The organism is Mycoplasmopsis canis PG 14 (assembly GCF_001553195.1).
GTDB classification, from domain to species: Bacteria; Bacillota_I; Bacilli_A; order Mycoplasmatales; family Metamycoplasmataceae; genus Mycoplasmopsis; species Mycoplasmopsis canis.
In genome coordinates this window covers 694,437-714,500 of sequence record NZ_CP014281.1, presented here as the reverse complement: position 1 = coordinate 714,500, position 20,064 = coordinate 694,437, and the positions used below count along the sequence as shown (strand labels likewise).

The window sequence follows — 20,064 nt, the reverse complement described above, 5'->3', positions numbered from 1 at the left end:
TTATGTCTTACGCAGATTTAAAGAAAAAAACTGTTGAAGAACTAGAATTATTAGTTTTACAACTTAAAGCAGAATTATTCTCTTTAAAATACAAAAATTCAATTGGTGATTTAAAAGAAACACATAAAATAAAAGAACTAAGAAACAACATCGCAAAAGCCCTTACAGCATTAAACGAAAGAAAAGGAGCTAAATAATTATGGAAAGAAACACAAGAAAAACCTTAACTGGTACAGTTGTTTCAGCTGGAAAATCAGCTAAAACAATTATTGTTGCAGTTGACACATACAAAAAACACCCTCTATATGCAAAACGTTTCAAATCAACAAAAAGATTTGCAGTTCATGATGAAAATCAAGAAGCAAAATTAGATGATATCGTTGTAATCATGGAAACAAGACCACTTTCAAAAACAAAACGTTTTAGATTAGTATCAATTTCGACTTCAAAAGAAGGTAAAAACTAATGTTATTAGAATTATCAAGAGCAAACGTTGCTGATAACTCAGGAGCAAAAGAAATCGGAGTTATTCGTATTTTAGGTGGTTCTAAAAAGAAAGTTGCTAATATAGGTGATATTATTGTATGTTCAGTTAAAAAAGCCATTCCAAATGGTATTGTTAAAGAAGGTCAAGTTGTTAAAGCAGTTGTTGTGCGTTCATCATACGGAATTCACCGTAACAATGGTACATACATTCGTTTTGATGACAACGCAGTTGTAATACTTAAAGAAGATTTAACACCACGTGGAACACGTGTTTTCGGGCCAGTTGCTCGTGAATTACGTGAAAAATTCCCTAAAATTGTTTCTTTAGCACCAGAAGTTTTATAGGAGATATTTATGTCAAAAATTAAATTTAAGAAAAATGACGAAGTTATAGTTATTTCTGGAAAAGAAAAAGGAAAAATAGGAACAATCGAAAAAGTATTACACGATAAGCAAAGAGTCGTTATTAAAGATGTTAACATTGTTAAAAAACACAACAAACCTACACAACAAAATCAAGATGGTTCAATTACAGAATTTGCTGCACCAATTCATGTTTCAAATGTTGCATACTTAGTTAAAAAAGCTTCAAAATCTCAAGGAAATCAATTCTCTAAACTTGGATACAAAGTGAATAAAGATGGAAAAAAAGTGAGAGTTGTAAGAAAAACACAAAAGGAAATCTAATATTATGTTAAAACAAAGATACTTAGAAAAAGCAGTTCCTGCTCTTAAAGAAAAATACAATTACTCATCATCAATGCAAGTTCCAAGAATTGAGAAAGTTGTTTTAAATATGACAGCTGGTAAAGAAGTTTCAAATTCAAAAGCGATTGAAGAAGTTCTTCATGAATTAACACTTATTTCAGGACAAAAACCATTCGAAACAAAAGCTAAGAAATCAAATGCTTCATGAAAATTACGTGAAGGAATGCCTATGGGTGGAAAAGTTACATTACGTAGAGATAGAATGTGAGATTTCTTAGAAAAATTAATTAATATTTCATTACCACGTGTTCGTGACTTTCGTGGTGTTAATCCAAAAGCATTTGACGGTAGAGGTAACTTTGCTTTAGGTATTAAAGAACAAATCATTTTCCCAGAAATTGAATTCGACAAAATTCGTCGTATTAAAGGATTAGATGTACTTGTTGTTACAACAGCAAAAAGTGATGAAGAAGCTAGAAGTTTATTAGAACTTTTAGGTGTACCATTCGAAAAAAAAGGAGCTAAATAATGGCAAGAAAAGCGTTAATAGAAAAAGCAAAACGTCATCCTAAATTTTCTACACGTGCTTATACACGTTGCGAATTATGTGGTAGACCACATTCAGTTTTAAGAAAATACAAAGTTTGCCGTATTTGTTTCAGAAATTTAGCACACGAAGGAAAAATACCTGGTGTTAAGAAAGCGAGTTGATAATTATGTTTATTACAGATCCAATTTCAGATTTAGTTGTTCGTATTAAAAATGCAAACGCTAGAAAACACAAAACAGTTTCAATTCCATATTCTGTTAAGAAAGAAGCTATTGTTAAGTTAATCGAAAGTCAAGGGTACATTTCTTCATATTCAATAGAAGGTGAAGGAACACAAAAATCACTTCTAATCAATTTAAAATACAAAAAAGGACAAGCTGCAATAGTGGGAATTAAAAGAGTTTCAAAACCTGGATTAAGAGTTTATGTTAAATCAGAAGAAATTCCATCAATTCTTTCAGGTTACGGAACAGTAATTATCTCTACATCAAAAGGATTAATGACAGGATCAGAAGCTAGAAAGGAAAATGTAGGTGGTGAAATTATCGCTTACATTTGATAGGTAGGTATTTATGTCACGTGTTGGTAATCGTGTTTTAATAATTCCTGCTGGTACAACCGTTTCAGTAGAAGGTTCAAAAGTTACTGTTAAAGGTGCTTTAGGAACATTAGAAAGAGAATTCAGTCCATTAATCTCTGTTGTTGTAGAAGGTAATCAAGTTACTACAGTTCGTGCAAACGATGAAAAAGTCACAAAACAATTACACGGAACAACAAACTCACATATTTCAAATATGATTACAGGAGTTTCAAAAGGTTTCCGTAAAGATTTAGAAATTAAAGGGGTTGGGTACAAAGCAGTTTTAACAGGGTCACAACTTGTTATTTCAGCAGGGTACAGCCACAATGTTACTTTAGATGTTCCTAGTGATGTTAAAGTTACAGTTGCTAAACCAACTGAAGTTTCAGTTACAGGAACAAACAAACAAAGTGTAGGACACTTTGCATCTATAATTCGTGATGTTAGAAGACCAAGTGTATACTCAGGTAAAGGTATTTCATATAAAGGTGAACAAATTAGACGTAAAGAAGGGAAAACAGCTTCTAAAAAATAAGGAGCTTAGGTTAGAATTATGGCAAAATTATCAAGAAATGAAGCTAGAAAACAAAAACACTCACGTGCTCGTTATCGTATTAATGGTACAGCATCAAAACCTCGTCTAAATGTTTTTAAATCACACCAAAACTTTTATGCTCAATTAATTGATGATGTTAAAGGGGTTACAATAGCTAGCGTTTCTTCTTTATCATCAAAAGAATATAGCGGTAATATTGAAGCTGCTAAAAAATTAGGTTCATTAATGGGAGATAAAATTAACAAATTAGGTATTACTGAAGTTGTTTTTGACCGTGGTGGTTACATTTTCCATGGTCGTGTTAAAGCTTTTGCTGAAGCAGTTAGAGAAAAAGGAGTTAAATTCTAATTATGATTAATGAAAAAGACAAGAAATTAGTTAAAGAAGAAGCAGGAACAAAAGAAGTTATTGCTAAAAGAGCTCCAAGAAGCGCTAAAAATGTTGAAGAATCAGCAAATGGTGAAAAACAACAATTCGAACGTCGTCCAAGAAAAAATTCTCAACCAAGAGAACGTCGTCCAAAAGTTGAATCAGAATACACAGAAAAACTTATTGATGTAGCACGTGTTACAAAAGTTGTTAAAGGTGGAAGAAGATTCAGTTTCTCTGCATTCGTTGTTATAGGTAATAAAAAAGGTAGTGTTGGATATGGACATGGTAAAGCCAATGAAGTTCCAGATGCTATTAAAAAGGCAGTAAAAGACGCTAAGAATAATTTAGTAAATGTTCCTTTAAATGAAAAAACAGGAACAATTCCTCATGAAGTAAATGCAAAATTCTTATCATCAAGAGTTATGTTGAAACCAGCTTCAAAAGGAAAGGGACTTATTGCTTCAGGAACAGTTCGTGCTGTTGTTGAATTAGCAGGATATTCTGATATTGTTACCAAGACATACGGTTCACGTTCAAAAGCAAATACTGTTAAAGCAACAGTTAAAGCATTACAAGCTTTAAGAACTCCTGAACAAATTGCTGATATTAGAGACAAAGATGTAAAGGATCTTAAATAATTATGGCTATCAAATTACACAATTTACAATTTACAGAAGGTTCTAGACCTGAAAAACACCGTAAAGGTCGTGGACACGCAGCAGGTAAAGGGAAACAAGCAGGTAAAGGACAATCAGGACAAAACAAACGTAAAGGACACAGATTAGGATTTGAAGGAGGACAAACTCCTTGATTCCGTCGTATTGGAAAACGTGGATTTACAAACGTTAACCATGTTGAATATCAAGTTGTTAACTTAAAAGATATTGAACTTAGATTTGAAAATAACTCACAAATTACTATTGAAAAATTATTTGAAGCAGGATTAGTTAAAAGAAGTTTACCTATTAAATTACTTGGAAATGGTACTTTAACAAAAAAAGTTGTTATTACAGTAAATAAAGCTAGTGAATCAGCTAAAAAAGCAGTTGAAGCAGCTGGTGGAAAAGTTATTGAATTATAGAATATAAAAATAAGCCTATTTGGCTTATTTTTTTTGATTCTTTTAAAAGTTTGTAAAGAAAAATCGAAATTACTTCGATTTTATTTTATTATTTAAAATTTTAATTTTTTAGATATAAATGTTACTAATTCTTTAGATTCTTTATCTTTTCCTATTTTTGTCAATAATGATTCATTCATTGATAAAAATAATGAAATATTCTTAGCTTCGTCTTCATTTGTTAAAATTTCAAATTCTTTTGCATATTTAGTTTCTCAATCATTTGATTTTTTAACGTCTTTCATTATTGCTTCACGAACAAATTCAATCGCAACTTCTTTTTCAGCTAAAGTAACGAACTCTTTTTCAATCTCTTCTTCAGAAGATTTTAACATTGTTATATATTCACGTTTTTTAATACCGAAAGATTCTAATCTTTTTTCAAAATCTTTTCTTAATGCATTCACTCTTTCTTTGAAAAATATTTCATTTAATTTAGTATCAAACTTAGAATATCCTTCAAAAATAACTTCATTAACATAATTTGTAAGTTGTCTAGAAAGTTGTTCAAGATTTAATTTTAATGAAGTGTATTTTTCAAAATCTTTTAAAGAACTAACATTTTTAATTCCGATATTTTTGATCATTTCATCATCAACTTTTACAGAATCTTGTCTAAAAATCTTATTAATTTTTACTTCAAAAACAGCATCTTTATCTGCGTATTCTTTAACAAAATAGTTTTTAGGAAACTTAACTTTAACATCTCCTTTATATCCAACTTTTTTATTAAGTAATTGATCTTCGAATCCTGCTATAAAGCTATTTGAACCTAATTCAAGATCATATCCACTAGCCTCACCACCTTCGAATGGTTCATTATTAATGAAACCTTTAAAGTCAATGTTAACAGTGTCGTGTAATTGAGACTTAGCATCTTTTTCTTTTACTTCTGTTTTCTTTGTAAGGTGACTTGTAAAATGACTCATTTCAACTTCAATATCTTCTTTTGTTATCTTTGGTAATTCAAATTTAACCTTAACATCATCAAATTTAATGTTTTCAAAATCAGGAATAGTAGGTAAACTTACTTCAATTTCTAAATCTTTATTTTCCTTATCTTTTTTATCTTTGATATCTACATTAGAAAATACTGGAAGAAACTTAATTTTCTTATCATCTAAATATTTGAAAATTTCATTTTTATTTTTATCTAAAAAATTTGAGAAAATTTTATTTTCAATTGAATGATAATCTATTCTAGCAAGTAATTGTTCTTTTGGTGCTTTACCTGGTCTATATCCTGGAACTTTAATTTTTGAACTTGCTTGACTAACTAATTTATCAAATTCAGTTTTAAATTCATCATATTTGTATATTGCTGAAACTACAACTACACTATGTTTTTTGTCATGTTTGTGTTTAAACATTTTATCTCCATTTCTATAAAATATATAATAATATAATTTTACACTATTTGACTAATATTTTAAACATTATAATTAAAATAAAGGCTTAAAAATAAACCTTTATTTAGTTATATATAAGTCAATTTCCTTTGGTGATATTTTATTAGCTAGAACAGAAATAATTCCTTTAAAAACCTTAGTTTTAATTCTATATATATTTAAAATTTCTACCAATACTTTTGCCGCTTCTTTTCCTTCGATTGTGCCTTGAAATTCTTTGTTAGCACTTTCTATTCCGTTCTTAGCGATAAATTTACCGTATGAAAAATTTCTGCTCTTATCATTGGAGCAAGTTAAAACAGTATCCCCAAATGTGGCATAATCAAAAACCAATTTATATTTTTTCTTTTTTGCTATTTTTCCATAAATCATTAATATTTCTTTAACACCAGTTGTCAAAAAAGCTGCAAATGTATTTTTTGAGTTAGATACCTCTGATAAAATACCACAACCAATAGCTAATACGTTTTTTAACGCAGCAAATAATTCTGCTGAAAAAGGGTCGTCAATTGGGTAAATCTTAAAGTAATCATTATTAAAATAACTTATTACCTCGTTATTGTATTTTTTAGAATCACCAAAAATATTAATAATAGTCTTATTTTTTTCGAAAAGTTCTATTGCAAATGAAGGACCTAATAATGTAGATAAATTATTTAATGATTCTTTCATCTCTTTCTTTATAAATTCTGAAAAAAATGTTCTAGTTTGTGTTTCAAAACCTTTAGCTATATTTATTATGTTTCATTTTACTTGAGGTCTTAATTCTTTCATTTTACTTAAAGTGCTACTCAAAACAAATGATGGTACAGCTAAAACAATGTTTTCTGAATTGTCAAGAACATATTCTAAGTCTTTAGTTGCAGTAATTAAATGATTGTTATCAAACTTTTTTTCTCCAAAAAACTTTTTGTTATAACCATTATTTATATCATTTATTTCATCATCATTAATGCCATACATAATAGTTTTTAAATTATTATGAGTCAAAATATTTGCCAATGCAGAACCGTATGCCCCAGTTCCGATAAATCCGAATTTATAAATTTTATTCATATTAAAATTATATAACAAAATATAAAGAAAACACTTATTAAATGATTAGTGCTTAATCATTTAATAAGTGTCTTTTGGCAGGAGTAGCAGGATTCGAACCCACAACACACGGGGTTGAAGCCCGTTGTTCTACCGTTGAACTATACTCCTAATTCTTGTAAACCAATTATACAATAAAATTTATTAAAAAAAATTTTTATTTTTTAAAAAGTTTTGTGTATAATATATTAGCAATCCCGGGGGGATAGCAAAGCGGCCAAATGCGGGTGGCTGTAACCCACTTTCTTAGGATTCGGGGGTTCGAATCCCTCTCCCCCCACCATTTTTGCCCCATAGCCAAGCGGTAAGGCATCGGGTTTTGGTTCCGACACGCGTTAGTTCGAATCTAACTGGGGCAGCCATATCATCGCCAAAAGCGGTGTTTTTTTATACTTTTTTATACTTTTTATTTTTAAATAAAAAAGTATAATAAGCATATAATGACAAACAAAAAAGAATTAGATAAAATTACACCAATGGAAGTAGATTTTGCGAAATGATATACTGATGTTGTTAAGAATGGAAATTTAATTGCTTATGGACCAACAAAAGGTTCATTAATTTTTAAACCTAATTCTTACGGTATATGAGAAATGATTCAAAAAGAATTGAATAGTATCTTTAAATCGAAAGGTATTCAAAATGTTTATATGCCTTTATTGATACCTGAAAGTCTTTTTGCATTAGAAAAAGAACATATTGCTGGCTTTAATCCAGAATTAGCAACCGTAACTCATGTTGGTAACAAGGAATTAAGTGAAAAATTATATATAAGACCAACATCCGAAGTTTTATTTGCTGATTTATTTAAAAAATCAATTAACTCATACAATGATTTACCAATGATCTACAATCAGTGGGCAAATGTACTTAGGTGAGAAAAAACAACTAACCCATTCTTACGTTCTAGAGAATTTTTATGACAGGAAGGTCATACATCTCATTCTGATCCTACAGAAGCAAGAAGATTTACAAGAGAAATGATAAATACATATGCTAAATTTTTAAAAAACTTTTTAGCAATTCCTACTATAGTCGGTAGAAAAACACCTCGTGAGAAGTTTGCTGGCGCTTGTTCAACTTATACTATAGAAGCCATGATGAAAGATGGGAAGGCGCTACAATCAGGAACAAGTCACTATTTAGCGCAAAACTTTTCTAAACCCTATGAAATTAAATTTAAAAATAAAGAAAATAAGGAAGATTTTGTTTATCAAACATCTTGAGGTGTTACAACAAGATTAATTGGTGCCCTTATAATGACCCATGGAGATAATAGAGGTATAATTATTCCTCCTAGAATTGCTCCTACCCAAGTAGATATTTTGGAATTATTTGCTAATAAGGATGAAAAAGTTTCAAAAGTTGCTAAAAAATTATTTATTGATTTAGGAAGAAAATTTAGAGTGAATTTAGACTCAAGTGAAAAGAACCCTGGTTTCAAAGCATCTAATAGTGAAATTCAAGGTGTTCCACTTAGAATCGAAATTGGCCCAAGAGATTTACAAGAGAACAAAGTAACAATAGTTAGAAGAGATACTCTTGAAAAAGAATTAGTAGGTCTTAAGGATGTTAAAGATAGGGTTGGTATTCTTTTAGAAGATATACATAATAATTTATATGAGTCAGCAAAAGAAAGATTAAAAAATAGAACTGTTAGCGTAAATTATTACGATGATTTCAAGAAAGAAATTGAAAAAAGTAATTTTGTAGTTGCTCCTTTTTGTTGTTCTGATGAAGCTGAAGAAAGAATTAAAGAAGAGACAGGAGCAACAGCTAGATGCATTCCAATTAAAGATTTATTTAAACCAGAAAATCAAGAATCATGCATCATTCCAGAATGCAAAAATGGCACAAAACGTTATGTTGTGTTTGCTAAAGCATATTAATTTTTTAAAAAAATAGTACGGAAAAACCTTATGGTTTTTCCTTTTTTTATAAACTTACTTGACAAAAAAAATAAAAAGGTATAAACTATAATTGGAGGGAAAAATGATTAAAAATTTAGAAGAAATTTCTAATATTGTAAAAGAAACAGATAAAAAAGATTTTTATGCCAAAATGTGTAAATTAATAAGTCAAATATTTATATCTCATTTTGAATTTAAAAAGATCTTACAAAAACAAATTGCAAAATTAAAATTAAGATCAAGGTTTTTTCCTAATGATCAAGAATTAATTAAAACAATAGACAATTTAGAAAAAGAAATTTACAACGATGCAAATAACACAATAAGATTTATTTTGTCACAAATGAGTCCTGAAGGTGCATGAATGATTGAGAATTGTTATTTAAATGAAGAAACTAGAGATGTGAATGAATGATATTTAAAACACTTTTCAAAAACAACGTTTTATAAAAAGAAGAAAGCTGCTATTTTAGAGTTTACAAGTTTTTACCTTGCATTATTTTAATGAAGAAATTAATTCATCATATCACAGGAATTATAGTTATATTAAAAATGATGAAACTTCAAATTTTATTTTAGAAAGTGATACACCTAAAGACATTAATGAGGAACTAAACTTTAATATAGAATTATTTAATACAGCAAATTCAAGAAAACCTTATTTGTTTTTAAAAATTGATAAAGTTATTCATAACAAAGCGAGATATATATCGCATTTTGTTCTTAAAATAAACAAAAGTCATGCAAGAAGAGTCAAAAGAGAAGATAAATTGATTGTTAATTTAAATGAGTTATTGAAAGATGGTGAGAAATTAGATTATATCGAACTACAATTTTTTGATATAAGCAATAAATATTTAGGTAAATATGAAATATATTTAAAGGAAAAAGACCCAAATTCAATAGTTATTAAAAGTAATAACAAAAATCACAGAATTAAATTAAGTTATTCATCAATTTTCAATATTAAAGATGGGATAGAAACAAAGAATCACCGATTTTTAAACATATATTTTAGTTGAAATGATATAAAAGCTGGTCAAAAAGTTTATGAACTAGCAAATATTATTTATTATTTTGATTTTTTTAATAATGATCTAAAAAAGATGTTTGATCCAACTAATCAGTACAACATTATTAGTAACATATCTTTTAAAATACCGCACTTTATAAAGGATAAAAACGGAATAAAATTAAAAGAAGAAAAAAAGAAAGAAAATCAGTTTTGAAAGTCAAAGTTTGTTATAAATGAAGATCTGATTACGAATAATGAGACAGGAGAAGTATTGAAAGCTGATAACTATAATTCTAAAAAAGTTTTAGAAATACCCATAACAAGCTTACCTTACATCGAATATTCTTTAAATTTCGAAGCGTTAGGAACTAATATTGTTTTTAAGAATAGTTTGACACAAGACTTAAAGCATTTTTACTTAAAGCCTAAAAAATATTTTATAAAAGAGAGCAACAAACTTTTAGATAAAGCATATTCATTCAAAATATCAGACCTACAGTTAAATAATATTTTGTTTAGTGGTGAAACTAATTGAACAATTAATGATTACTTAATTAAAAGAAGAAATGAGTATTAGAATATCTAAATGAAAGATTCTATTTTTCACAAGTTCAGCATTATTTGTTGGAGGCTTGTTATATTTAGTTATTAAAAACGTTAAAATTGACAACTTTAAAAAAGAAGAAAATACTCAGAACGAAAAATTTGATAGTCTTGATAAAATTTCGATTTTTCCATCAATTGATGAAAAGTTTTTAGAAGCTATTGTAGAGAAGGATGTATTTGGTGTTTCTGTACTTAATGATAAATTAATAGATAAGATAGTTAAGTCAATTCTTTCGAGGCTCAATAGCTTTAGGGGAGAAATATATTTCGACTATGAAATTAACTATAATGATTTAATGCTCACTATATATTTTAAACATATTGAAAATAACGAAATCAAAGAATTAAAAAGCTATGAAATAAGATTTTAATTTGTATAATTATTTTATGGAAAATGTAAAAGCAAAAATTATTGAAAATTTCACAAGATTAGCAAGAAAAAAAGTTGTAGAAACTGATGTAGTTAAAGATTTAAAGATAGACTCATTAGATTTAGCCGAAATTATAGTTTTAGCAGAAGAAGAGTTTAACATTTCTATTTCTGATCAAGAATTAATGCAAATTGTTACAGTACAAGATGTTGTTGATTTAGTGCTTAGTAAAGTATAATTTTGTTTTTTGTTGAATTAAAAATTCTCATGCAATAAACATGAGAATTTTTAATTATTTAAATTTACCAAGTATACTATTTATTCTCTCTTTTGTAGGTTCTACAACAAGAAAAGTACCTGCAACAACAGCATCAGCACCACTTTTAAGGCACATTGGGCCTGTTTCTGAGTTTATACCACCATCTACTTGTATTAAGTAGTCGTATGAATTATTATTTCTAATTGAATATAATTCCTTAATTTTGTCTAGTGAAGATTCCATAAATTTTTGTCCACCTTTTCCAGGTTCTACTGACATAACAAGAACTAATGATAATTTGTCTAAAAATGATTTAATTGAAGATACTTTAGTATTTGGTTTAATTGCTAAACCGATCTTTAGTTCATGTTTATTTTTTTCCAAAAATTCTTCAAACTTATCTAAATCATTTTCTATAGCTTCAAAATGGAATGTTAAAATATCAACATGGTTTTTTAATTGATCAACATATTCATAAGGATTAACTACCATTAAATGTGCATCTTTTATATGTTTTAAAGATTTTTCGTCAATATTTTTAATTTCAGAAACTTCTATTGCTGTATTCGGTACAAAATTACCATCCATCACATCATAATGAATTCATTTTATTCCATTACTAATGAGTGTATTAGCCATGTCTAATCTTTTTTCGGCGTCAACATTTAATAAACTTGGTGTAACATATTTTGTCATAATTATTTCCTTTTCTCTTGTAATTCTTTTTGCAATTTTAAGTAGTTTTCATATCTAAATAACGGAATATTGTTATTTTTGATAGCTAATTTAATAGCGCAATCTGCATCTTTTTCATTTATATGCAAACAATCTCTAAACTTGCATGTCTCAGAAAGTTCCTTAAACATTTTAAAACTTTTAGATAGTTCAACGCTATTAAGTTCTATTTCAAGAGAAGAAAATCCTGGTGTGTCAATTAAATACCCATCAAAAACCGGGATAATTTTAACTACTCTAGTGGTGTGTTTTCCTCTTCCTAAGGCCTTTGAAATTTCTTGTGTTTTAAACGAAAGATTTGTAATGTTGTTTAGTGTTGTGGTCTTACCTACTCCGCTTTGCCCCATAAAAACAGAAAACTTATTTTGAAAAATTTTCTTTAGATCATCATCAAATAATTTTTTGTTATTTATTGAATAGACTTCATATCCCATATTAGAATATTGTTTTTTTCACATTTCTGTTTCGCTAGGATTTAAATCACTTTTAGTTATAAATAAAATAGGTTTTATACTTTTTTTTTCGATTATACTCATGTATTTGTCGATTAAGAACGAACTAAATTTAGGTTGTTCAATAGACATGAATATAATAACTTGATCTATATTTGATACTTTAGGCCTAATAAACTCATTTTTTCTTTCAAAAACACTTTTTATCATATTGTTTTGAATCTCAACAAAATCGCCGACAATAGGCGAAATATTATTATATCTTAATTTTCCGGCTGCTTTCAAAATTTTGCATTCTTTGGATTTTATATTACAAATTTCAAAATCACCAGCAACTAGTGAAAATATTTTTCAATTTTGCATTATAAAACCCCCAAAGTAAATCCAATAATTATTATAGAAATAACAATAATAACTAAAAATCCTAAAACGCCAACCATAAATCAAATAGAATTTATTATATCAGCAATTGTTTTCTTAGACTTCATAGTTTTTTGCGAAATTGGTTTTTCTAATTTTCTATAATCCTTTAATGATGTTTTAACATCTTCTTTAAATTCTCAAACAGTTTGATGCCTATGGGAAGGGTTCTTTGCAGTTGCTTTTATAATTATATTAGCAATTGATTGAGGTAAATCTCTATAATTTTTCGGATTGGGAAATTCGTTATTTTTGTGCATTAATATAGTGTCTGTTTCGTTTTTTCCTTCAAAAGGATAATCGCCAATAAGCATTTCGTAATATAAAATACCTAAAGAATATATATCAACAGCTTTTGTTATCTTGCTATTTTTTATTAAGTATTCTGGTGCAACATAGTGTGGTGAACAAACTATTGCGTTTGTTTTTGTGTATCTATGAGAATCTTCCGAAACAGATATTCCTAAGTCCAGGATTTTTATATAAAAATCATTTTGAACCATTATATTTTGGGATTTAATGTCTCTATGAATAATTCCATTAGAATGTAATTCACCCAATGCGTCCGCGATTTGCCTGATGTAGTTATTGGCTGTCGCAACATTTAACTGTCTATTTTTTCGCAACAAATCTTTTAATGTCTCGCCAGTAACAAGTTCCATGATATAAAATTGTTCATTTTTATCACTGTATGAATCAATCAATTTAGGGAAATGCTCGGAATTGATTTTTGATAATAATTTTATTTCATCCAAAAACCTTCTTTTTGAGGTTTCATTAAAATCGTTGTACCTATATTTTAAAGCATATTCAACATTTGGATTATTTTTTGGCACTACAGAGCAAACAACTCCCATCCCACCATTGCCAAGTATTCTACCTACTTTATATTTTTCATGAACTTTTGAGGATTCCGGTATCGAAATTGAATTATTACTATTCATTATTTATCTCCATTAAAACAGCGCTCATGTTGTCTGTAGATTCCATTATAATAGCTTTTTCAATAAATTTTTGCATAATATAATTTGGTTCTTCGTTTCTTGATAAAATAAAATGTATATCATCATTACTCAAAAATTCGTGAATACCGTCAGATGTTAGTAAAACTTTATGTAATTCATTTTTTTCAACATCATCAATAGTTATAAAATCTACTCGTGTTTCAAGATTAGCTCCTACAGCACTAGTTAAAAATCTGTAAATTGGCATTGATTCATCAATTTTAGGATCAATCCCTTCGTCTATTCATCTATTCATCAAGTTATGGTCTCTAGTTACTTGGATTAATTCATTGTTTCTCTTTAAAATGTAACATCTAGAATCACCACTATAAAAAACATTAAGCTGCTTTTCTTTTTCATTATATATAAAAGCAACAACAGTTGTACCCATGTTTTTTTTATCTGGGTTCATGCTAGAAATTTTTTTTAGCTCATTCTTAATATTGGAAAAAGAACTATGAACAAACTCTTTTACGCTATCTTTATTTATATATTTAAAACTGTTCATGAAATCTATTGCAAGCATGTTTAAAGCAGTATTTGCTGCAATATCACCATTTTTATGACCGCCCATTCCATCACATAGAATTCCTAAATATATGTTTTTATTAATAAAATATCCAACACGATCTTCGTTGTTGGATCTTACATTACCCTTTTCACTTATACTACTTAGTTTGATCAATCCCTAACTCCTTGTGTAAAATTTCCCTAATTTCATTTGCTGCTCTTTCTGGGATGTCGTTGATTATTTTGTATTTGAAAATTGAAGAATCTTTAATTTCGTCTTCTGCTTTCTTTAATCTATCCTTTAGTGTTTGATTATTCTCGGAACCTCTTGAAATTATACGTTTTCTTAAATCATCAATTGAAGGCGGAGCTAAAAAAATGGTGATAAGATTATACTTATCATTAAGGTTTTCTTTTTTAAATCTTTCTATTACTTTTTTTACACCATTAGTTTCAATTTCGAGCATAGGAACCATTTTCTTTTCATGAATCTTTTTTAACTCTGAATATAACGTTCCATAATAATTATTTAAATGATAAGAAAATTCTAAAAATTTTCTATGTTTCATTTTATCTCTGAAGCTATCTATATCGATAAAGTAGTAATGAATTCCATTTAATTCACCATTTCTAGGTTTCCTTGTTGTGGCAGAGCAAGAAAGGGATAAATTTAATTCTTCAAACTCAAAAAGCAATCTTTCGATTGTCCCTTTACCAACTCCGCTTGGTCCAGTAAAAATAATAATTGGTTCTTTTGAATTCACTATACTTTTCATATTTGTAATTTTACCATTTTTTCTATATTTTTTCACTTAAAAAATATCTATATATTTTATGTTTTGGCCTACCAATATGGTAAAATAAATTTAAATATTTTTAAGTAAGATGAAAGGCGATAATGTTTTTAAAATTTTATAAAGAAAAAGGTGATTTTTCAAATAAAACAATTAGAAAATTAAGTTCAAAATTAAATGCTTATAAAATTGGACATACAGGAATTTTAGACCCGCTAGCTGAAGGTTTGATGATTATCGCAACTAATGATGATACAAAACTTTTTCAATATATATCAAATAAAGACAAAACTTATTTGGCGAAAGCAAAATTATTTGTAAGCAGTGATACACAAGATATAACTGGAAATCTTAATTTTTTAGAAAAAAAAGATATATCACTAAGTGAACTAAAGGAAGCGATTGAAAAGGCTAGTTTATTTAAAACTCAAATACCACCCGTTTTTAGTGCTAAAAAAATAAAAGGAAAAAAAGCCTATGATTATGCAAGATCAGGTGAAAAGGTAGAGGTTCCTTCCCAAAATATTGAAGTGAAAAAAATTGAATTAGTAAGTTTTGATGAAGAAAACAATGAATTCAGTATTTTAACAACCGTTTCTGAGGGCACATATATAAGAACTTTACTAGTTGATATTGCGCATATTTTAGGAACATCATGTGCTATGACTTACTTAAAAAGAACTAAGGTTGGTAATGTTGATTTAGGAAACATTCAACCAAATGAGTTTCAAGAAATAGATTTTAAAAATCTTTTTACACTAGAATTAGTAGAAGTGGAAGATTCTGATTTAGAAGATATTTCTCACGGAAGAAACATTTATTTGAATAAGAAAAATGGCAAATTATTCATATTAAGTAAACACACTAAAGAAATTTGTGCGGTTGGAGATGTAGATAAAGGGATTTTTTATCCTAAAAAAGTTTTTCCAAAAAGAATAAGAGGTTAAAATGAAACAATTAAAAGATATTATTAAAATAGCGGCTTTCGATGTTGATGGTACATTATTACCAAATGGACATACAAAGTTTGAAGAAAACACGAAAAAAATGTTCTCGCAACTTAAAAATAACGGAATCAAAACTGTAGTTGCAAGTGCTAGAGAATTTGCAACAATTGGTGATTTTTTAGATCAGTTGCACCCAGTTGATTATTTCATTGGAGCAAATGGTTCTTTTATTTGAGATGTCCAAAAACGAGATTTTATTTTTAAGGCATCAATTGATAAAGAAGTTGTAAAAAAAATATTCAACAAATTTAAAGATGAACAAGTTGCAATGGCTGTCACAGATTTTGATAGAGTGTATAAATCACCAAACTTAAAAACTGATACATGGTTTATTAAGCCATTTATGCAAAATTATCATGATTACGAAGATGCTTCTCTTAGGGAAACGGATTTATATTTGATAACTTTTAGCACAGATGATCCTAAAAATCTTTCTGATAAAGTTGAGCAATATATAAAAGAAAATGATTTTAACGTTGAAGTATCTTCTAGATGATCAAGAGGCTTTTGAATAAGTCCAAAGAACGTTACAAAAAGTCATACATTAGAAATTTTGTGTAAACATTTAGGTTATTCTATGGAAAATCTTATTGCTTTCGGTGACAGTTCAAATGACTATGAAATGCTTAGAGATGCTCATTACGGAGTTGCGATGCAAAGAGCTAATGATAAATTAAAGTCAGTTGCAAAAGACGTAGCTTTAGATTGCGAATATGAAGGTTGTTATCTTAAATTGAAAGAGTTGTATTTAATTTAAAATGAAGTCTTTAGAAATTTATACTTTAGAAAATTTTATAGCTAAAAATGATGATAATATAATTTTGGGTAGTTTTGAATCATTTCATATAGGGCATTTTAAAGTATTCGAAGAAACTCTTCAATATTCAGGCAGAAAAATTTTATTTGTTTTTAATCAAGAAACATTTGAATTCAAAAATAAAGGAGAATTTTTTCAAAGTAATATAGCGAGTTATTTTAATTTAGCTCAATTGAATTTAGATTTAATTGTGGAGATTGATTTTCGTAGTATAAAAAATTTAAGTGCATTTGAATTCATAAAAAAAATCTCACATAACGAAAATGTAAAAATCTTTGCAGGTGAAGATTTTAAGTTGGGAAATGATCTCTTAAAATTAAAGGAAATAAATCTTGAAGATTTGAATATAAGTTGTATTACTGTTCCAATATTTAAAGTCAATAACACCAAAATTTCAACAAGATTTCTTAAAGAAATGATTGAATTTGGGGATGTGAAAACAGCAAATGAATTATTAGTTTTTAATTTCACTATTAACGGGATTTTTGAAGAAGGAAAAATCTTATTTAATGCTAAACAATTATTGCCTCATAAAGGTTTTTATGTAGCGAAGTTGTACATTAATAATTTAATTTATTTTTCACTGATTCATATTAATGCAAATAAAGAAATTCGTTGATATTCGATTGATAAGGAATTTGAATTTTTAAATAAAATTAACAACACTAATTGTTATATTGAATTTATTGACAAGATTTACTTAGTAACTTCTAAGTTTGATGATATCTTAAAAGAAGAGTATAAAGCAATCGCTAAAAAAATTATTTTAGTCAATGAAAAAAACAATTTAAATGATATAATAAAACAGCTTTAAAAAGCAAACATAAATTTTAGACTTGGGTTTAACCTAATTTATAATGAGTTCTATCTAGGTTTAAAACATAATATACATTTAATTTTAGGAGAAAATATTATGGTTTCAAAGGCAAAAAAAGCTGAATTAATCAAAAAATTTGGTAAAAATGAAAAAGATACAGGAAATACAGCAGTTCAAATTGCTATTTTAACAGAAGATATCGAATCATTAAAACCACACTTTTTAAATAACCCAAAAGATAATCACTCACGTAGAGGTTTCTTAGCAAAAATTTCACAACGTAAAGTTTTATTAAAACACCTTAAAGAAGCAAATTTAGAAGAATACAACAAAGTTATCGAAGCTTTAAACATTCGTAAATAAGAAAGCAAGGAGAACAAATTATGGCAAGAAGATGTCAATTATCAGGTGTAGGACCATTATCAGGAAATACACGTTCACATGCTATGAATGCTTCTAAAAGAAAATTCAATGTAAACTTACAAAAAGTTAGAGTTACAATTGATGGACAAAGAATGACTTTACGTGTTAGTGCAAAAACTTTAAAAACTTTAAAAACAAAAGGTTTAGTATAATTTAAAAAAGTTAGCGTGGCTAACTTTTTTAAATATTCTTATTAACTTTAATTATAAAATGTTCAATAGGAGTTTTATCGTTTAATTGGTAAGAAACTTCAATTTCGAATTCAAAAATATAAGCATTTTTGTTATTTTTTGTTTTGCTCAATATTTTGATTGGTTTAATAATGTTAAAGCCAGAATTAATAGATGTTTCGAATTTAAAATCATCTATTTCTAAATTCTCTGGCATTTTGTCATTAATTTTAGAAATGATAATCGAGTTAGAAGCTCCTTTTGTAGCAATTTTACTTAAGAAGGAATCAAATTCTTTTGACCCCATTTTGAATAGTTTTTTATTGAATGAATCACCTAGAAACAAAATGTCCGAATAAGTATTTTTCTTATTTAATATACCATAAAGTGCACTAGATATTCCATCTAATCCTATTCATTTATTAAACCATATTCCATTTTCTTCATTAGCGTGATCAGATGTTAGTTCCTCTTATGGGATTTGCGTTTCTAAGGCAAGAATTTTTCACGAATCCTTAATTATAAAGTTCCTTTTTTGATTAATTTCATAATCAAAGAAAGATATTTGTTCTCCCGGTTTTAATTTATTAATTATAAAACTCGCATTAGCATTCATTCCAGGATGTCCTTTGTAATAAATGTTATATTGCTCACCATATTCAAATAATATTTTCGAAATAGAATCTTGATCATTAGTACTATTAGTTCCTAAAATAATTAAGCTTTCTTTATTGTTTTCGTTTTGAATCTTATTTACCTTATCTCGTTCTTTTTCTCAATTGTAGCTAGTTATTTTGGCTCAATAATTAGAATACCTCTTATTGTACTTATCTCTTCTTTGAAAAATTTCATCTTTAAGTTTTTGAAATCCTTCTTCATTAAAAAATGAAAAATGATTTTTAATTCCGAGAATTTCAAAATTTTTAGATTGTTGCGGATCAGTTCAATAAACTTTTATATTTTTATAAAACATAGGTATCAAATATTGATTCCATCTAGTCACCTTTGAGTTAATTATTGGATTTTTTCAACTTTCTAATTTTTCATTCTTATTTTCTTTAACAAAGTCTTCATCTTTATAATAATTATCAATAATATACTGACCTAATAAGTTAGAATCTTCAATTCCAAAAATTTGAACATTATCAAATTTAGCGAGCCTAGAAAGTTTATCTGCATTGACGACGAAGTGATCTGAATTAGTTCAAATTCCAATTTTTTTATTTGGGTTATTTTTCACAAACTCTAAAGCTTTATCAAAAAATAAAGATTCGTCTTTAACATCGCCTAATTCATGTACTTTAGAATTTTCTAAAAAAGATAAATCATCAACTTTTCTATTATTTTTTAAAAAATTTTCTAATTCAATAGTATTTAAATCTTCGTGAAAACTTACTAATTTTTTTGATCTATAAAAATGTACTTCTTTTTTTGAAAGCATCGACATTCTAATTAAGTTATAAAAGGTTTGTACACCATATGATGAGAAATATAAGTTAACATCAGATTCATCTTGAATATCTAAAATATTTGTTTTATTTGAGTCCTTATATTCTGTTAAAACATTTTCGTGACTTTCATTAATTTGATTTAGTGTCTTCTTATATTTAATATAATAATAAATAGAAGTAGTCAATAAACTCGATATAACACCAACTAATACTAAAGAAACCATAACTTTTTTAAATTTATTTTTCATATATAGAATATTAACTTAAAAAATATTTTATTAAACTTCTTTTTTATATTTTTTAAATTATTTTTTGAGCAAATATCTTTTTTAAAAAAATAAAATTATTTCTTTGATATTTTTGTAGAATAACATGTATTTTGAGCTTATTTTTTGAACATTTAACTCCTTATTTAGGAGTTAAATGT

The 20,064-nt window shown here is 27.4% G+C and carries 30 protein-coding genes and 3 tRNA genes; 23 read left to right on the top strand and 10 right to left on the bottom strand.

Features of this window, described 5'->3' with window-relative positions; genetic code table 4:
* Nucleotides 1-2: 2 nt before the first annotated feature.
* The 11 genes from rpmC to rplO are packed head-to-tail and all read left to right on the top strand — an operon-like array spanning nt 3 to nt 4,333.
* A complete protein-coding gene (gene rpmC / locus AXW82_RS02775) occupies nt 3-197 on the top strand; it encodes a 50S ribosomal protein L29 (protein WP_004795377.1) in 195 nt (64 codons plus the stop codon).
* A gap of 2 nt (nt 198-199) precedes the next feature.
* Nucleotides 200-466, top strand: coding sequence for a 30S ribosomal protein S17 (rpsQ, locus tag AXW82_RS02770; RefSeq protein WP_004795379.1), 267 nt, complete (start codon nt 200-202; stop codon nt 464-466).
* Complete coding sequence (gene rplN, locus AXW82_RS02765) at nt 466-831, top strand: 50S ribosomal protein L14 (RefSeq protein ID WP_004795381.1); 366 nt, start codon at nt 466-468, stop codon at nt 829-831. The genes rpsQ and rplN overlap by 1 nt, the downstream gene beginning before the upstream one ends.
* Before the next feature lie 9 nt (nt 832-840).
* Nucleotides 841-1,173, top strand: coding sequence for a 50S ribosomal protein L24 (gene rplX, locus AXW82_RS02760; RefSeq protein ID WP_004795385.1), 333 nt, complete (start codon nt 841-843; stop codon nt 1,171-1,173).
* A gap of 4 nt (nt 1,174-1,177) precedes the next feature.
* Entirely contained in the window at nt 1,178-1,723 is a 546-nt protein-coding gene (gene rplE / locus AXW82_RS02755) for a 50S ribosomal protein L5 (protein ID WP_004795387.1), read from the top strand.
* On the top strand, nt 1,723-1,908 hold the full coding sequence (locus AXW82_RS02750) for a type Z 30S ribosomal protein S14 (protein ID WP_004795389.1): 186 nt from the start codon (nt 1,723-1,725) through the stop codon (nt 1,906-1,908). Before rplE ends, AXW82_RS02750 begins: the two co-directional genes overlap by 1 nt.
* A gap of 2 nt (nt 1,909-1,910) precedes the next feature.
* A complete protein-coding gene (gene rpsH / locus AXW82_RS02745; protein WP_004795390.1) occupies nt 1,911-2,306 on the top strand; it encodes a 30S ribosomal protein S8 in 396 nt (131 codons plus the stop codon).
* A 10-nt stretch (nt 2,307-2,316) separates the two neighbouring features.
* Nucleotides 2,317-2,859: a 50S ribosomal protein L6 gene (gene rplF, locus AXW82_RS02740; protein WP_004795392.1), complete on the top strand. Its 543-nt coding sequence runs from the start codon at nt 2,317-2,319 to the stop codon at nt 2,857-2,859.
* 18 nt (nt 2,860-2,877) lie between these two features.
* A complete protein-coding gene (gene rplR, locus AXW82_RS02735; RefSeq protein ID WP_004795394.1) occupies nt 2,878-3,228 on the top strand; it encodes a 50S ribosomal protein L18 in 351 nt (116 codons plus the stop codon).
* A gap of 5 nt (nt 3,229-3,233) precedes the next feature.
* Nucleotides 3,234-3,890: a 30S ribosomal protein S5 gene (rpsE, locus tag AXW82_RS02730; RefSeq protein WP_408633544.1), complete on the top strand. Its 657-nt coding sequence runs from the start codon at nt 3,234-3,236 to the stop codon at nt 3,888-3,890.
* A gap of 2 nt (nt 3,891-3,892) precedes the next feature.
* A complete protein-coding gene (gene rplO / locus AXW82_RS02725) occupies nt 3,893-4,333 on the top strand; it encodes a 50S ribosomal protein L15 (protein ID WP_004795398.1) in 441 nt (146 codons plus the stop codon).
* Nucleotides 4,334-4,425: 92 nt separating this feature from the next.
* Here the strand turns inward: rplO and tig are convergent, their stop codons facing one another.
* The 3 genes from tig to AXW82_RS02710 all read right to left on the bottom strand — a co-directional run bounded on the left by tig (nt 4,426) and on the right by AXW82_RS02710 (nt 6,987).
* Nucleotides 4,426-5,742, bottom strand: coding sequence for a trigger factor (gene tig, locus AXW82_RS02720; protein ID WP_004795401.1), 1,317 nt, complete (start codon nt 5,740-5,742; stop codon nt 4,426-4,428).
* Between the two features lie 99 nt (nt 5,743-5,841).
* Complete coding sequence (locus AXW82_RS02715) at nt 5,842-6,837, bottom strand: NAD(P)H-dependent glycerol-3-phosphate dehydrogenase (protein ID WP_004795403.1); 996 nt, start codon at nt 6,835-6,837, stop codon at nt 5,842-5,844.
* A 75-nt stretch (nt 6,838-6,912) separates the two neighbouring features.
* Nucleotides 6,913-6,987: transfer RNA gene (locus AXW82_RS02710), tRNA-Trp, on the bottom strand.
* An 88-nt stretch (nt 6,988-7,075) separates the two neighbouring features.
* Here AXW82_RS02710 and AXW82_RS02705 point away from each other — a divergent pair.
* From AXW82_RS02705 to AXW82_RS02675, 7 genes are all read left to right on the top strand, one after another.
* A tRNA-Tyr gene (locus tag AXW82_RS02705) sits at nt 7,076-7,159 on the top strand.
* A gap of 4 nt (nt 7,160-7,163) precedes the next feature.
* Nucleotides 7,164-7,238, top strand: a tRNA-Gln gene (locus AXW82_RS02700).
* Nucleotides 7,239-7,316: 78 nt separating this feature from the next.
* Nucleotides 7,317-8,765 carry a proline--tRNA ligase gene (gene proS, locus AXW82_RS02695; protein ID WP_004795405.1) on the top strand — a complete coding sequence of 483 codons (1,449 nt, stop codon included), beginning with the start codon at nt 7,317-7,319 and terminating at the stop codon, nt 8,763-8,765.
* Between the two features lie 103 nt (nt 8,766-8,868).
* Nucleotides 8,869-9,291 carry an MG284/MPN403 family protein gene (locus tag AXW82_RS02690; protein ID WP_004795407.1) on the top strand — a complete coding sequence of 141 codons (423 nt, stop codon included), beginning with the start codon at nt 8,869-8,871 and terminating at the stop codon, nt 9,289-9,291.
* Complete coding sequence (locus tag AXW82_RS02685) at nt 9,278-10,378, top strand: hypothetical protein (protein WP_004795409.1); 1,101 nt, start codon at nt 9,278-9,280, stop codon at nt 10,376-10,378. Before AXW82_RS02690 ends, AXW82_RS02685 begins: the two co-directional genes overlap by 14 nt.
* Entirely contained in the window at nt 10,368-10,778 is a 411-nt protein-coding gene (locus AXW82_RS02680) for an MHO_1590 family protein (RefSeq protein WP_004795411.1), read from the top strand. Before AXW82_RS02685 ends, AXW82_RS02680 begins: the two co-directional genes overlap by 11 nt.
* A 16-nt stretch (nt 10,779-10,794) precedes the next feature.
* Nucleotides 10,795-11,016 (top strand): phosphopantetheine-binding protein, encoded by a 222-nt coding sequence (locus AXW82_RS02675; protein WP_004795413.1) that lies wholly within the window; start codon nt 10,795-10,797, stop codon nt 11,014-11,016.
* Nucleotides 11,017-11,070: 54 nt separating this feature from the next.
* Here AXW82_RS02675 and AXW82_RS02670 read toward each other — a convergent pair whose 3' ends face one another.
* The 5 genes from AXW82_RS02670 to gmk are packed head-to-tail and all read right to left on the bottom strand — an operon-like array spanning nt 11,071 to nt 14,970.
* Nucleotides 11,071-11,733 (bottom strand): ribulose-phosphate 3-epimerase, encoded by a 663-nt coding sequence (locus AXW82_RS02670; protein ID WP_004795415.1) that lies wholly within the window; start codon nt 11,731-11,733, stop codon nt 11,071-11,073.
* A 2-nt stretch (nt 11,734-11,735) separates the two neighbouring features.
* A complete protein-coding gene (rsgA, locus tag AXW82_RS02665; protein WP_004795418.1) occupies nt 11,736-12,587 on the bottom strand; it encodes a ribosome small subunit-dependent GTPase A in 852 nt (283 codons plus the stop codon).
* Entirely contained in the window at nt 12,587-13,588 is a 1,002-nt protein-coding gene (locus AXW82_RS02660) for a serine/threonine-protein kinase (protein WP_004795420.1), read from the bottom strand. Before AXW82_RS02660 ends, rsgA begins: the two co-directional genes overlap by 1 nt.
* Nucleotides 13,581-14,333 (bottom strand): PP2C family protein-serine/threonine phosphatase, encoded by a 753-nt coding sequence (locus tag AXW82_RS02655; protein WP_004795422.1) that lies wholly within the window; start codon nt 14,331-14,333, stop codon nt 13,581-13,583. The genes AXW82_RS02660 and AXW82_RS02655 overlap by 8 nt, the downstream gene beginning before the upstream one ends.
* Nucleotides 14,317-14,970, bottom strand: a complete 654-nt coding sequence (gene gmk, locus AXW82_RS02650) for a guanylate kinase (protein WP_004795424.1) — start codon at nt 14,968-14,970, stop codon at nt 14,317-14,319. The genes AXW82_RS02655 and gmk overlap by 17 nt, the downstream gene beginning before the upstream one ends.
* Nucleotides 14,971-15,056: 86 nt before the next feature.
* Here gmk and truB point away from each other — a divergent pair, with 86 nt between their 5' ends.
* The 5 genes from truB (at nt 15,057) to rpmB (ending at nt 18,168) form a co-directional block, all read left to right on the top strand.
* Complete coding sequence (gene truB, locus AXW82_RS02645) at nt 15,057-15,899, top strand: tRNA pseudouridine(55) synthase TruB (RefSeq protein WP_004795426.1); 843 nt, start codon at nt 15,057-15,059, stop codon at nt 15,897-15,899.
* A 1-nt stretch (nt 15,900) separates the two neighbouring features.
* Complete coding sequence (locus AXW82_RS02640; RefSeq protein WP_004795428.1) at nt 15,901-16,716, top strand: YcsE-related riboflavin metabolism phosphatase; 816 nt, start codon at nt 15,901-15,903, stop codon at nt 16,714-16,716.
* A 1-nt stretch (nt 16,717) separates the two neighbouring features.
* Nucleotides 16,718-17,590, top strand: a complete 873-nt coding sequence (locus AXW82_RS02635) for an FAD synthase (RefSeq protein WP_004795429.1) — start codon at nt 16,718-16,720, stop codon at nt 17,588-17,590.
* 99 nt (nt 17,591-17,689) lie between these two features.
* Nucleotides 17,690-17,956, top strand: coding sequence for a 30S ribosomal protein S15 (gene rpsO, locus AXW82_RS02630; RefSeq protein ID WP_004795431.1), 267 nt, complete (start codon nt 17,690-17,692; stop codon nt 17,954-17,956).
* A 20-nt stretch (nt 17,957-17,976) separates the two neighbouring features.
* Entirely contained in the window at nt 17,977-18,168 is a 192-nt protein-coding gene (rpmB, locus tag AXW82_RS02625) for a 50S ribosomal protein L28 (RefSeq protein ID WP_004795432.1), read from the top strand.
* Nucleotides 18,169-18,196: 28 nt separating this feature from the next.
* On the opposite strand, the gene AXW82_RS03755 is transcribed toward rpmB, so the two are convergent.
* Together AXW82_RS03755 and AXW82_RS02615 are read right to left on the bottom strand one after the other, a co-directional pair.
* On the bottom strand, nt 18,197-18,493 hold the full coding sequence (locus AXW82_RS03755; RefSeq protein WP_044084316.1) for a hypothetical protein: 297 nt from the start codon (nt 18,491-18,493) through the stop codon (nt 18,197-18,199).
* A 165-nt stretch (nt 18,494-18,658) separates the two neighbouring features.
* Nucleotides 18,659-19,885, bottom strand: a complete 1,227-nt coding sequence (locus tag AXW82_RS02615) for a hypothetical protein (protein ID WP_004795437.1) — start codon at nt 19,883-19,885, stop codon at nt 18,659-18,661.
* Nucleotides 19,886-20,064 lie beyond the last annotated feature (179 nt).